Raw genomic sequence first — 12,966 nt, 5'->3', positions numbered from 1 at the left:
AGCCAAGCCATGTTTCTGCTGCAAGCCCCCCAGGTCCGTGAGTTCGAATGCTTCACGGCCATGCCCGAGTCCTTCCGCCGCCGCGAGCGCAGCGAGTGGGCCGACGCCAACCGCGGCGGCGCCGTCGCCGATTCCTTCCTCGAAGGCCCGGTGTTCGACGACGCGGGCCACCTCTACGTGACCGACATCCCCTGGGGCCGCGTCTTCCGCATCGACCCGCAGGGCTGCTGGACCCTGGTGGCCGAATACGACGGCGAGCCCAACGGCATGAAGTTCCTCGATGCCGGCACGCTGCTGATCACCGACTACAAGAACGGGCTGATGCGCCTCGACCTCGCCAGCGGGCGCGTGGCGCCCTGGCTGGAGCGGCGCAACAGCGAGCGCTTCAAGGGCGTCAACGACCTCGTCTTCGACAGCGCCGGCAACCTCTATTTCACCGACCAGGGCCAGAGCGGCCTGCACGACCCGTCGGGCCGCCTCTACCGCCTGCGGCCGGACGGGCGGCTCGACCTGCTGCTGGCCAACGTGCCGAGCCCGAACGGCGTGGCACTGTCGCCCGACGAGCGCGTGCTCTACCTCGCCGTCACGCGCGGCAACTGCGTGTGGCGCGTGCCGCTGCTGGCGGACGGCAGCGTCGCCAAGGTGGGGCAGTTCTTCACCTCCTACGGCCCCAGCGGTCCGGACGGCCTGGCCGTGGACGCCGAGGGCCGCCTGCTGGTGGCCAACCCGGGGCTGGGCTACGTCTGGGTGCTGAACGGGCGCGCCGAGCCGGTCGAGGTCCTGCGCGGCACGCCGGGCAGTTCCACCACCAACCTGGCCTTCGGCGGCGAGGACAGGCGCACGCTCTACGTCACCGACTCGACGCACGGCCGCATCCTGCGCGCCGGGATGCCGGCGGCGGGGCTGCCGCTGCACCGTGGCGCGCCGGCCGCGCGGGGGGCCTGAAGCGGCTGCCCCCTGCAGGCGCCGGCAAGGCACGGCGGGCACTGCTAGAATCGGCGCGCCCCGCACTCATGCGCCCATGCGCGGCCGGCGCCCCTGCCTGCGCGGGCCGGCCACGTTCCCGACGGAATCCGATCGTGCCTATCATCCTGCTCGTCCTCGCCATGCTCGGCGCCCTGGTCTACGGCGCCGTGCGCCTGTACCTGACGGTGGCCTCGGCCTTCGGCACGCTGGCCGGCGCCGGCGCCGTGCTGGCGGCCGCCGCGCTGCTGGCGGCGCTGGTCGCCGGCCTGGTGCGGCGCTACCGCAGCATCCACGGCACCACGGTCAAGGGAGAACGCATCCTGACGCTCGAAGGCCCCTGGGGCAGCGTGTGCGTCGACGCCGAGCACAAGCATGGCCTGCTGACGCTGCACGAAGCGCGCTCGCGCTTCATCTTCGCGGATATCGCCGGCGCCGAGCCCGGCGGCGCGGACGGCAAGTGGTCGCTGGCGCTGCGCCTGGAGCACAATGCCCGGCCGCTGTGGCAGATCCCCATGGCCTCGCGCAAGGAAGCGCTGCGCTGGGCCAGGATCTTCACCCTGGCCGCGGCGCAGAAGCTGTAGCGCCCCGCACCTCGCTGCTTTGATCGGGGCCGGGAAGCGCGACGGCCGCGCTATCCCTTCAGGTACATGTTCAGGCGCTTGGCGGCGTTGCGCAGGTGGGATTCGGCCGCCTCCGCCGCGCGCTCCGCATCGCCCGCGACGATGGCGTCGTAGATCCGCTTGTGCTCCTCCTGCACCGCCTCGACCAGGTCCGCGTGGCGGCTCTTCGTATTGCTGCGCGCCTGCCGGATCAGCCGGCGCGCACCGTGCTCGAGGTGCTCGCTGAGGGCGCGGAAGTGCGGATTGTGGGTGGCATCGACGATGGCCTGGTGGAAGGCGAAATCCTCGTCGTCGCCGAGCCGGTCATTGGCGATCTCGTACTCCATGCCGACCAGCGCGCGGCGGATGCGCTTGAGGTCCTCCGGCGTGCGGCGCATCGCCGCGAAGCGGGTGGCGGCCACCTCGATGGTGACCAGCAGCTCCATCACCATCGACAGCGAGTGTTTCTCGTCGATCGCCACGTCCTGCATGCGGAAGGCCTGGCGCTGGCTGCGCTCGATGACGAACACGCCGCTGCCGGCCTTGGATTCCACCAGGCCTTCGGACTTCAGCTGCGACAAGGCCTCGCGCACCACCGCGCGGCTCACCGAGAACTGCTCGCACAGCAGGCGCTCGCTCGGCAGCCTGTCGCCGACGGCGAACTCCCCCGCCTGGATGGCCTGGCTCAGCCGCCGCGCGATCTCGTCCGGCAGGTGCTTGGCCTCCGGATGGAACATCACGCTTGGCGCGCGCTCGGCGCCGCTCGGTGCCGGTTCTGGCACGGTCTTGCTCACGGTTCTCTCCCTCGCGCCGCCTGGCGCGCACTGTACGTGTTCGTCTTTCGTCTGGTCCCGTACGTCTCCGTACGTTCTGTGCCCGGTTCCGCCCGGCCGACAGGCAGGCCGACAGGCAGGCCGACAGGCAGGCCGACAGGCAGGCCGACAAGCAGGCCGACAAGATAGGCCGGCAACTGGCCTTACAGGTCAATGTAGCACGTCTTGCCCCGGGCGCCACCCCCGCTCTCCGGGGCAGTCGCGGCAGCCGGCGCCGGCCCTGCGGGCTGCGCTCGCGACCGCTCGCGGCAAACCCGCAGGCCAGGGCGAATGCATGATTTTCCCCGTATTTCCCTGTGTTTTCCGCTATCAGTGGAAACCCGAAGACGCCCCTTCCGCCGTTGACGCCTCCCGCCCGACTCCCTATAGTAAACCTGTCTGACCACTTTTATAACTGTCAGACCAATAATCGTCGAACAAATAAAGGGATGACGCCGCCAGGCGCATCCGGATGGCCCAACTATCAAGGAGACATGCATGAGCGGTAGCCGTATTTCCCGTCCTTTGCTCGCGGCAGCGGCACTTTCCCTGCTGGCAGGCACGGCATCGGCGGCCCCGGTGAAGATCGCGCTGGTCGAGACCCTGTCCGGGCCGCAGGCATCGACCGGGCTGATGTTCCGCGCCGCGGCGCGCTTCGCCATCGACCGGCTCAACGCGGCCGGCGGCTGGAACGGCGAGCCGCTGCAACTGGTCGAGTACGACAACCAGGGCGGCCCGGCCGGCGCCGCCGACAAGCTGAAGGCCGCGGTGGCCGATGGCGCGCAGATCGTCATGCAGGGATCGTCCTCCGCCGTGTCGGGGCAGATCACCGAGGACGTGCGCAAGTTCAACCTGCGCAATCCGGGCAAGGAGATCCTCTACCTGAACCTGGGTGGGGAGGCGATGGAGCTGACCGGCGAGAAGTGCCACTTCTACCACTTCCGCTTCGCCACCAACGCGCAGATCCGCGTCAAGGCGCTGGTTGCCGCGATGAAGCCGCTGAACGCGCTGGGATCGCGCGTGTACTCGATCAACCAGAACTACTCCTGGGGCGCCGACATGCAGAAGGCCATCGGCGACTACGCCAGCCTGGGCGGCTACACGGTGGTCGACAAGACGCTGCACGACGTCAACAAGGTGCAGGACTTCTCGCCCTACGTGGCCAAGATCGCCGCCGCCAAGGCCGATACCGTGATCACCGGCAACTGGTCGAACGACCTGCTGCTGCTGATGAAGGCGACCAAGGCGGCCGGCCTGAAGACCCGCTTCGCCACCGTCTTCCTCGACCAGCCCGGCAACGTCGGCAATGCCGGCGAGGTCGCGCTCGGCCACTATGTCGCGCACCCCTTCAATGCCGAGGCGGGCGGCGCCGACGGCGAGAAGCTCGCCAATGACTTCAAGGCCAAGGAAGGCCACCTGCCGGTCTTCATCGAGCCGCAGTCGATCTTCGGCATCGAGATGCTGGGCGAGGCGCTGAAGTCGGTCAAGCCGGAGGGCGGCAGGCTCAGCACCAAGGCACTGGCGCTGGCGCTGGAAAAGGCCAGGGTCAAGACCCCGCTGGGCGAGATGAGCATGCGCGCGGCCGACCACCAGGTGCTGCTGCCGATGGTGGTGTCGGTGGTCAGCAAGGAGGCGAAGTTCAAGGTCGACGGCACCGACCTGGGCTTCAAGCCCGTCAAGGCCTTCTCCGCGGCCGACGCCGCCACGCCGCCGCAGGCGAGCTGCAAGATGCAGCGCCCCGGCTGATCGCCCTCTTCCCGCAACGCTGACCGGCCCGCGCCATCCGTGGCGCGGCCCGGCATGCGCGCCGCGCGCCGTCCGCCCGCAGGTCGATGGCAGTGCCGCGCACAGGACCCGCTCGTCCTTACGAAAGCCCAGGAAGCCTCATGGAATACTTCATCGTCTCGCTGCTCAACGGCGCGATCTACGGCCTGCTGCTGTTCATGGTATCGGCCGGCCTCACGCTGATCTTCGGCATGATGGGCGTGCTGAACTTCGCGCACGCCTCCTTCTACATGCTCGGTGCCTACCTGGCCTACACGCTGCAGGGCGTGCTCGGCTTCTGGCCCGCGCTGGTGGTCTCCCCCATCCTGGTCGGCCTGGCCGGCGTGGCGGTCGAGCGCTTCTTCCTGCGCCGCGTGCACCGCTTCGGCCACGCGCACGAACTGCTGCTGACCTTCGGCCTGTCCTTCATCATCGCCGAACTGATCAAGCTCTTCTTCGGCAACTTCCCGGTCGATTACCGCGTGCCGCCCGCGCTCGACTTCGCCGCCTTCCAGCTCGGCGCCACCGCCTATCCCTTCTACCGCATCCTGATGGGCGGCATCGCGCTGGCCATGTTCGGCCTGATCTACCTGCTGCTGACGCGCACCCGCGTCGGCATCGTGGTGCGCTCGGCCATCTACAAGCCGCGCATGGCCGAGGCGCTCGGCCACAACGTGCCGCTGGTCTTCATGGGCGTGTTCGGCGTCGGCGCCGCGCTGGCCGGGCTGGCCGGCGCGGTGGCCGGCGCCTTCTACACCACCAACCCGAACATGGCGCTGGAGCTCGGCGTGATGGTGTTCGTGGTGGTGGTGGTGGGCGGCCTGGGCTCGCTCGGCGGCGCCATGCTGGCCTCGCTGCTGATCGGCCTGATCACCTCGCTGTCGGTCGGCGTCGACCGCAGCCTGGCCGACCTGCTGGCCCTGGCCGGCCTGCGCGAATGGGCCGAGCAGGTGGGCGGCCTGCTCACGCTCAAGCTGTCGAGCCTGTCCGCCACCATCCCCTTCGCCTTGATGCTGCTGATCCTGCTGGTCCGCCCGTCCGGGCTGATGGGCGAGAAGGAATAAGCCACGGAGCCCGCATGACCCCGATCCAGAAAACCCTCCTGCTGCTCGCCGTCGCGACCCTCGCCGCGCTGCCCGCAGTGCTTTCCCCGGCCCTGGTCAACGCCTCGATCCAGATGCTGATCGCGGTGCTGTTCGCCGCGGCCTTCAACCTGCTGAGCGGCCAGGGCGGCATGCTGTCGTTCGGCCACGCCGCCTACTTCGGCATCGGCACCTTCGCCACCGTGCACGCGATGAACGCCTTCGGCGGCAACGGCCTGCTGCCGACGCCGCTGCTGCCGCTGGCCGGCGGCGCCATGGGCCTGCTGGCGGGCCTGGCGGCCGGCTGGTTCGCCACCCAGCGCGCGGGCGTCTACTTCGCCATGATCACGCTGGCCCTGGCCGAGCTGCTGCATGCGCTGGCGCCCCACCTGGCCGGCTGGTTCGGCGGCGAGGCGGGTATCTCCACCATGCGCATGCCGGCCTGGGGCTTCAGCTTCGGCGACAGCACGCAGGTCTACTACCTGACCCTGGCCTGGGTGCTGCTGTCGCTGGGCCTGCTCTACCTGTACACGCTGACGCCGGTCGGCCGGCTCACGCTGGGCCTGCGCGAGAACGCCAACCGCCTGCGCTTCCTCGGCTATGACGTGCACCGACTCGGCGTGCTGGTGTTCGCCGTGTCCGCGATGTTCTCCGGCGTCGCCGGCGGCCTGCAGGCCATCAATATGGAAGCGGCCAACTACGTGGTGTTCGATGCCTCGGCTTCCGCCGCGGTGGTGCTGAACAGCTACATCGGCGGCGTCAAGCTGTTCCTCGGGCCCGCGCTCGGCGCGGCGGCCATGACCTTCTTCGGCTACGCCGTGTCCGACCTGACGCGCTCCTGGCTGCTCTACCAGGGCATCCTGTTCGTGCTGGTGATGCTGTTCGTGCCGGCCGGGCTGGCCGGCCTGGTGCAGTCCTTGCTGGCCAACTGCCGTACGCACGGCCTGCGCCGCATGCTGCCGCTCGCGCTGGCCTTCGTGCTGGGCGCGCTGCTGCTGGCGGCCGGCACGGTCTTCACGGTGGAGATGCTGCAGCGCGCCTTCTCGCAGGACTACCGCGCGATGGCGGCCCTCGCCGGCGGCGGCCTGCCGCCGATCCCGCTGTTCGGCCGCGACTGGGACCCGCTCTCTCCGTTCACCTGGCTGGTGCCCGCCGCGCTGCTGGCCGCCGGCGTGCTCCTCGCCCGCCTCGCCAACGGCGCCTGGCTGCGCGTCAAGGACGCGGCCGATGCCGCCGCGGCCCCGGCCCGGCCTTCCGCCAACGCCCACAGGAATCCGGCATGAACCCGCAAGCCATCCTTTCGCTGCGCGGCCTGCGCAAATCCTTCGGCGACGTCGACATCATCCGCGGCGTCGATCTCGAGGTGCGCGCCGGCGAACGCCACGCGCTGATCGGTCCCAACGGGGCCGGCAAATCGACCCTGTTCCACCTGATCTCGGGCCGCCTGCCCGCCAGCGGCGGCCAGGTGCTGCTGGACGGCACCGCCATCCAGGGCCTGTCGCCGCAGGAGATCAACCGGCGCGGGCTGGCGCGCTCCTTCCAGATCACCAATATCTTCGCCGGCCTCAGCGTGTTCGAGAACGTGCGCCTCGCCGTGATGCGGCGGCACGGCCTGCAGTACGTGCTGTGGCGCTTCGCCAACCGCCTGCGCGCGGTGCGCGACGAGACCATGCAGCTGCTGGACCAGGTGCGGCTGGGCGCCCGCGCCGGCACCGTCGCCGGCGAGCTCTCCTACTCCGAGCAGCGCTCGCTGGAGATCGCTATGACGCTGGCCTCGGACCCCAAGGTGATCCTGCTCGACGAGCCGATGGCCGGCATGTCGCAGGAGGAAACCGACTACACCGCCGGACTGATCCGCGAGTTGTCGCAAGGGCGCACGCTGATGATCGTCGAGCACGACATGGACGTGGTGTTCTCGCTGTCCGACCGTATCAGCGTGCTGGTCTACGGCGAGATCGTCGCCACCGGCAGCCCGGAGGAGATCCGCAACAACCCACGCGTCAAGGAAGCCTATCTGGGCGAGGAGGCCGCCGCATGAGCGCAGGTATCGGACAACAACACAGCGGGCAGGGCGTCCGGCAAGCCGGCACGCGGCTGCTGTCGGTGGAAGGACTGCACGCCCACTACGGCAAGAGCCACATCCTGCACGGCGTCGATTTCCACGTCGAGCAGGGCGAGGTGGTCAGCCTGCTGGGACGCAACGGCGCCGGCCGCTCCACCACGCTCAAGGCCATCATGGGCCTGGTGCCGCCCAGCGCGGGCCGGATCCGGCTGCGCGGGCGCGATCTCGCCGGCGCAGCCCCCTATGCCATCTGCCGCAGCGGCATCGCCTTCGTGCCCGAGGAACGCGAGGTGTTCGCCAACCTGAGCGTCGACGAGAACCTGCGCATGGGCGAGCAGCGTGCCCAGCAGGGCGCGCCGAAGTGGACGGTCGAGCAGATGTTCGACTACTTCCCGCGCCTGAAGGAACGGCGCAACACCAAGGCCGGCAGCCTGTCCGGCGGCGAGCAGCAGATGCTCACCATGTGCCGCTCGCTGCTGGGCAACCCGCTGCTGATCCTGATCGACGAGCCCACCGAAGGGCTGGCGCCCAAGATCGTGCAGGTGGTGGGCGAAGCCATCGCCGACATCCACCGCCGCGGCGTCTCGGTGGTGCTGGTCGAGCAGAAGCTGGCCATCGCCCTCAAGGTCTCCAACCGCGTCTGCGTGATGGGCCATGGCCGCATCGTCTACGAAGGCACGCCCGCGCAACTCACCGCCAACACTCAACTGATGAAGGACTGGCTCGCCGTATGAACACCGCACAACCGCAAGGCATGCAGCACGGATATCCCGACGCCCAGCCGTTCGCGCCCGCCCGCTATCCCGGCCTGGCCGGCAAGGTCGTGCTCGACACCGGCGCCGCCAGCGGCATCGGCCGCGCCATGGCGCACGGCTTCGCCCGCCACGGCGCGCGCCTGATGCTGCTCGACCTCGACGCCGGCGGCCTGGCCGCCGCCAAGGCCGAGCTGGAGGCCGCCCATCCCGGCGTGGAGGTGGAGACCGTGCGCGCCTCCATCACCGACCCCGAGGCGGTCGAGGCCGCCTGCGCCGCCACCGAGGCGCGCTTCGGCCGCATCGACGTGCTGCTCAACAACGCCGGCATCTCGATGAACAAGCCCTCGCTGGAGCTGACGCCGGACGACTGGCGCCGCGCCATCGACATCGACCTGAGCGGCGTCTTCTTCTGCACGCAGGCCGCGGCGCGCCGCATGGTGCGCCAGGGCGGCGGCAACATCCTCAGCACCGCCTCGATGTGGGGCCTGGCCTCGTCGGCCCGGCGCCTGGCCTATTGCGCGGCCAAGGCCGGCGTGGTGTCGCTGACCAAGTCGCTGGCGGCCGAATGGGCGGAGCACAACATCCGCGTCAACGCAGTGTGCCCGGGCTACACCCGCACGGCGCTGGTCGACTCGCTGCTGGCGCGCGGCGCCATGGACGGCGAGGCCCTGCTGGCGCGCACGCCGCTGCGCCGCTTCGGCACGCCGGAAGAGATGGCCGAAGTGGCGCTCTTCCTCGCCTCCGACGCCGCCGCCTTCATCACCGGCCACGCGCTGGTCTCCGACGGCGGCTGGACCGCCGACGGCTTCTGAACGCGGGCGCCGCGACCCGCCCAAGACAACTCGACACGACACGACGCGCCGCAGTGCGGCGCATCGCAAGAACCACTGGACCACAAGGATTCCTTCTCATGTCTGAACGTAGCACCCTGCGCCCCGCCGCCGAATGGGTGGAACTGCGCGCCACCGACGAAGACTGGGCGCGCGCCGACCCTGCCCTGCTGGGCTCGCTGCTCACCCATATGCACCTGATCCGCGGCTTCGAGGAAGCCGTGCTGGAGCTGGCCGCCGAGGGCCTGGTCCACGGCCCGGCCCATTCGAGCATCGGCCAGGAAGGCGGCGCCGCCGGCTCGCTGGTCACGCTGAGCGGCGCCGACCAGATCAACGGCTCGCACCGCGGCCACCACCAGTTCCTGTCCAAGGCGCTCGGCTACCTGGCCCCGGCCGGCCTCGACCCGCGCGCGCCGCTGGCGCCGGCGGTGCAGACCCTGCTGCAGCGCACGCTGGCCGAGATCCTCGGCCTGGCGCAGGGCTTCTGCAAGGGCCGCGGCGGCTCCATGCACCTGCAGTGGGCCGAGGCCGGCGCGCTCGGCACCAACGCCATCGTCGGCGGCGGCGTGCCGATGGCCGCCGGCGCGGCCTGGTCGCACAAGCACGCGGGCACCGACGCCGTGGCCATCACCTACTTCGGCGACGGCGCGGTCAACATCGGCTCGGTGCTGGAGACCATGAACCTGGCGGCGGCGTGGCAGCTTCCGCTGTGCTTCTTCATCGAGAACAACCGCTACGCGGTGTCGACCACGGTGGAGGAATCGACCGCCGAGCCGCGCCTGTCCGCACGCGGACTGGCCTTCAACATCCCCAGCTGGAAGGTCGACGGCATGGATCCGCTGGCCGTGCACCTGGCCACGCAGGAAGCGCTGGCGCACATGCGCGCCGGCAAGGGCCCGACCATCATCGAGGCCGACCTGTACCGCTTCTTCCACCAGAACGGCCCCTTCCCCGGCAGCGCCTTCGGCTACCGCAGCAAGGAAGAGGAACAGCAATGGCGCGCGCGCGACCCGCTCGAACTGATGGCGCGCCGCATGCAGGAGCGCGGCCTGGTCAGCGCCGAAGAGATCGCCGCGCTGCGCGAGCGCGTCAAGCAGGCCATGCGCGAGGCCGCCGCCGCGCTGACCGAGGCCGATCCTTCGGGCAAGCCGGGCAAGCGCCGCATCCGCCCCGAGCTGTGGCCCAGCCCGGACTTCCGCGACGTCGGCATCCGCAGCGACCTGCGCGAGCTGCAGGGCCTGCGCTACGCCGAGCAGGACAGCTTCGGCGGCAAGCTGGAAACGCGCAAGTTCATCGACGTGGTGGCCGACGTCATGCACCGGCGCATGCAGGCCGATCCCTCGGTGGTGGTGATGGGGGAAGACGTGCACCGCCTCAAGGGCGGCACCAACGGCGCCACGCGCGGCCTGCGCGACAGCTTCCCGGCGCGCGTGCTCGGCACGCCGATCAGCGAGAACGCCTTCGTCGGCCTGGGCGGCGGCATGGCGCTGGATGGCCGCTTCAAGCCGGTGGTCGAGTTCATGTACCCCGATTTCATGTGGGTGGCGGCCGACCAGGTCTTCAACCAGATCGGCAAGGCGCGCCACATGTTCGGCGGCGAGAGCGACGTGCCGCTGGTGCTGCGCACCAAGGTGGCGATGGGCACCGGCTACGGCTCGCAGCACTCGATGGACCCGGCCGGCATCTTCGCCACCTGCCCGGGCTGGCGCATCGTCGCGCCGTCCAGTCCCTTCGACTACGTCGGCCTGATGAACACCGCGCTGGCCTGCAAGGACCCGGTGCTGGTGATCGAGCACGTCGACCTGTACAACAGCTCGGGCACGGGCCCGGTGGATGACCTCGACTACCACCTGCCGGTGGGCAAGGCCGCGCTGCGCCGCCAGGGTGCCGCGGTGACCGTGATCGCCTACCTGTCGATGGTGGGCCATGCGCTCGAAGCGGTGGAGCAGACCGGCGTCGACGCCGAGGTGATCGACCTGCGCTGGCTCGACCGCGCCAGCCTCGACTGGGACACCATCGAGGCCAGCATCCGCAAGACCAACAATGTGCTGATCGTCGAGCAGGGCGCGCGCGGTACCTCCTACGGCGGCTGGCTGGCCGACGAGATCCAGCGCCGCTGCTTCGACTGGCTGGACCAGCCGGTGCAGCGCGTGACCGGCGCCGAAGCGGCGCCCAGCATCTCCAAGGTGCTGGAGCGCGCCGCCGCGGCGCGCACCGAGGAAGTGGCCGCCGGCCTGCGCCAGGTGATGCGCGACCAGGGCGCCGCCTGATGCGCGCCTGCCCCGACCCATCGATGCAGCCAAGGATTTCCCCATGACCCTGAACATGATCGTTCCCCTCGAGGTCGGCATCGCCGTGCGCGACCTCGCTCCGATGCGCCGCTTCTACGAGCAGGTGCTCGGCCTCGCCTTCGTCAGCGAGGTGCAGGTGCCGCCGGCCGCCGCCGCGCAGGCCGCCATGCACCGCGACGGCTACACCGCCGTGCGCCTGCAGACGCCGCGCGGCGAGCGCGTCAAGCTGCTGGCCCCGGCCACGCCGCCGGCGCCCGCCGCGGTGCCCGGCTATATCCTCGACAAGGCCAACGCCAGCTACCTGACCTTCATCGTCGACGACCTCCAGGCCGTGGTTGAGCGGCTGGCCGCCGCCGGCGCACGCCTGCTGACCGGGCCCCGGCGCGTCGAAGTGCGCGCCGGCACCTGGCTGGCCTTCTGCCACGACCCCGAAGGCAATGTGCTGGAGTTCGTGCAGTACGACGACATCGCGGCCTACCGGCCCGACCTGTTCCCGGCGGAGGCGCACTGACATGGCGATTCTGCTGCGCATGCCCGAGGTGGCGGCCAATGCCACCCATGCCACGCTGCAGGCGTGGACCCGCGAAGAAGGCGAGACGGTCGCCGTGGGCGACTGCGTCGCCGAGATCGAGACCGACAAGGCGGTGGTCGAGCTGAACGCCGACGCGGCCGGCGTGCTGGGCCGCCGCCTCGTCGCCGCCGGCCAGGAGGTCGAGGTCGGCGCGCCCATCGGCGTGCTGCTGGTCGACGGCGAGAGCGCCATCGATATCGACGCGCTGATCGCCGCCGCCGGCGGTGGTGGCGCGACCCCGACGGCGGCCGCTGCGGCCGCCGCGGCCGAACCGACGCCGGCCACCGCACCGGCGGCCGGCGCGGCCAGCCCGGCCGCCGCGCCCTCGTCCCGCGTGTTCGCCAGCCCGCTCGCGCGCCGCCTGGCGGCCCGGCTCGGCGTCGACCTCGCCGCGCTGCGCGGCAGTGGCCCCAACGGCCGCGTGGTCAAGCGCGACGTGGAGCAGGCCGCGCAAGGCGGCCGCCCGCCGGCGGCTCCGGCCGCTGCCCCCGCCGCCTCCGCCAGCGCTGCCGTGCCGGCAGCAAGCACAAGTGCCGCCGCGCTGCCCGCCGATGCCGCTTTCACCGAGGTGCCGCACAGCAATATGCGCCGCACTATCGCGCGGCGCCTGTCGGAAAGCAAGGCCACCATTCCCCACTTCTACCTGGTGGCCGACTGCCGCATGGAGGCGCTGCTGGCGCTGCGCGCGCAGGTCAATGCCGGGGCCGCGCGCAAGATCTCCGTCAACGACTTCATCGTGCGCGCGGTGGCGGTGGCCCTGCGCGAGGTGCCCGAGGCCAACGTGGGCTGGACCGACAGCGCGATGCGCCACTACCGCGAGGCGGACGTGGCGGTGGCCGTGTCGACCGGGACCGGCCTCATCACCCCCATCGTGCGCGGCGCCGACCGCAAGCCGCTGTCGGTGATCAGCGCCGAGATCGCCGACCTCGCCGCGCGTGCCCGCGCCGGGCAGCTGCGCCCCGAGGAATACCAGGGCGGCAGCTTCAGCGTCAGCAACCTGGGCATGTTCGGCGTAAGCGAGTTCTCCGCCATCATCAATCCGCCGCAGGCCGCCATCCTGGCGGTCGGCGCCACCCAGGCGGTGCCCGTGGTGGAAGACGGCGAGCTGCGCCCCGGCCAGGTCATGCGCTGCACGCTGTCGGCCGACCACCGCGCCATCGACGGCGCGCTGGCCGCGCAGTGGCTGGCCGCGTTCAAGCGGCTGGTGGAAAACCCCTTGTCAATGTTGATCTGA

Annotated in this window: 12 protein-coding genes; 11 read left to right on the top strand and 1 reads right to left on the bottom strand. The window is 70.7% G+C overall.

Annotation, left to right across the window (positions count from 1 at the left end; genetic code table 11):
* The first annotated feature begins 9 nt into the window (after positions 1–9).
* Together BKK81_RS24895 and BKK81_RS24890 are read left to right on the top strand one after the other, a co-directional pair.
* The gene (locus BKK81_RS24895; RefSeq protein ID WP_071018587.1) at positions 10–945 is read left to right on the top strand and encodes an SMP-30/gluconolactonase/LRE family protein; all 936 of its coding nucleotides are present in this window, start codon (positions 10–12) and stop codon (positions 943–945) included.
* Between the two features lie 134 nt (positions 946–1,079).
* Positions 1,080–1,547 (top strand): hypothetical protein, encoded by a 468-nt coding sequence (locus BKK81_RS24890; RefSeq protein WP_071018585.1) that lies wholly within the window; start codon positions 1,080–1,082, stop codon positions 1,545–1,547.
* Between the two features lie 50 nt (positions 1,548–1,597).
* Here BKK81_RS24890 and BKK81_RS24885 read toward each other — a convergent pair whose 3' ends face one another.
* Entirely contained in the window at positions 1,598–2,359 is a 762-nt protein-coding gene (locus tag BKK81_RS24885) for a FadR/GntR family transcriptional regulator (RefSeq protein WP_269466464.1), read from the bottom strand.
* Positions 2,360–2,875: 516 nt separating this feature from the next.
* On the opposite strand from BKK81_RS24885, the gene BKK81_RS24880 reads away from it, so the two are divergent.
* From BKK81_RS24880 to BKK81_RS24840, 9 genes are all read left to right on the top strand, one after another.
* Positions 2,876–4,123, top strand: coding sequence for a branched-chain amino acid ABC transporter substrate-binding protein (locus tag BKK81_RS24880; RefSeq protein ID WP_071018581.1), 1,248 nt, complete (start codon positions 2,876–2,878; stop codon positions 4,121–4,123).
* Positions 4,124–4,263: 140 nt separating this feature from the next.
* Positions 4,264–5,205, top strand: coding sequence for a branched-chain amino acid ABC transporter permease (locus tag BKK81_RS24875; RefSeq protein WP_071018579.1), 942 nt, complete (start codon positions 4,264–4,266; stop codon positions 5,203–5,205).
* 14 nt (positions 5,206–5,219) lie between these two features.
* Entirely contained in the window at positions 5,220–6,506 is a 1,287-nt protein-coding gene (locus BKK81_RS24870) for a branched-chain amino acid ABC transporter permease (RefSeq protein ID WP_071018577.1), read from the top strand.
* Positions 6,503–7,261, top strand: coding sequence for an ABC transporter ATP-binding protein (locus BKK81_RS24865; protein WP_071018575.1), 759 nt, complete (start codon positions 6,503–6,505; stop codon positions 7,259–7,261). The genes BKK81_RS24870 and BKK81_RS24865 overlap by 4 nt, the downstream gene beginning before the upstream one ends.
* The gene (locus tag BKK81_RS24860) at positions 7,258–8,019 is read left to right on the top strand and encodes an ABC transporter ATP-binding protein (protein ID WP_071018573.1); all 762 of its coding nucleotides are present in this window, start codon (positions 7,258–7,260) and stop codon (positions 8,017–8,019) included. The genes BKK81_RS24865 and BKK81_RS24860 overlap by 4 nt, the downstream gene beginning before the upstream one ends.
* Before the next feature lie 20 nt (positions 8,020–8,039).
* Entirely contained in the window at positions 8,040–8,852 is an 813-nt protein-coding gene (locus tag BKK81_RS24855; protein ID WP_071022235.1) for an SDR family NAD(P)-dependent oxidoreductase, read from the top strand.
* 98 nt (positions 8,853–8,950) lie between these two features.
* On the top strand, positions 8,951–11,140 hold the full coding sequence (locus tag BKK81_RS24850; RefSeq protein ID WP_071018571.1) for an alpha-ketoacid dehydrogenase subunit alpha/beta: 2,190 nt from the start codon (positions 8,951–8,953) through the stop codon (positions 11,138–11,140).
* Positions 11,141–11,183: 43 nt separating this feature from the next.
* Positions 11,184–11,672 (top strand): VOC family protein, encoded by a 489-nt coding sequence (locus BKK81_RS24845; protein WP_071018569.1) that lies wholly within the window; start codon positions 11,184–11,186, stop codon positions 11,670–11,672.
* 1 nt (position 11,673) lies between these two features.
* Positions 11,674–12,966: a pyruvate dehydrogenase complex dihydrolipoamide acetyltransferase gene (locus tag BKK81_RS24840; protein WP_071018568.1), complete on the top strand. Its 1,293-nt coding sequence runs from the start codon at positions 11,674–11,676 to the stop codon at positions 12,964–12,966.

The organism is Cupriavidus sp. USMAHM13 (assembly GCF_001854285.1).
GTDB classification, from domain to species: Bacteria; Pseudomonadota; Gammaproteobacteria; order Burkholderiales; family Burkholderiaceae; genus Cupriavidus; species Cupriavidus malaysiensis.
This window is presented reverse-complemented; position numbering and strand designations above follow the sequence as displayed.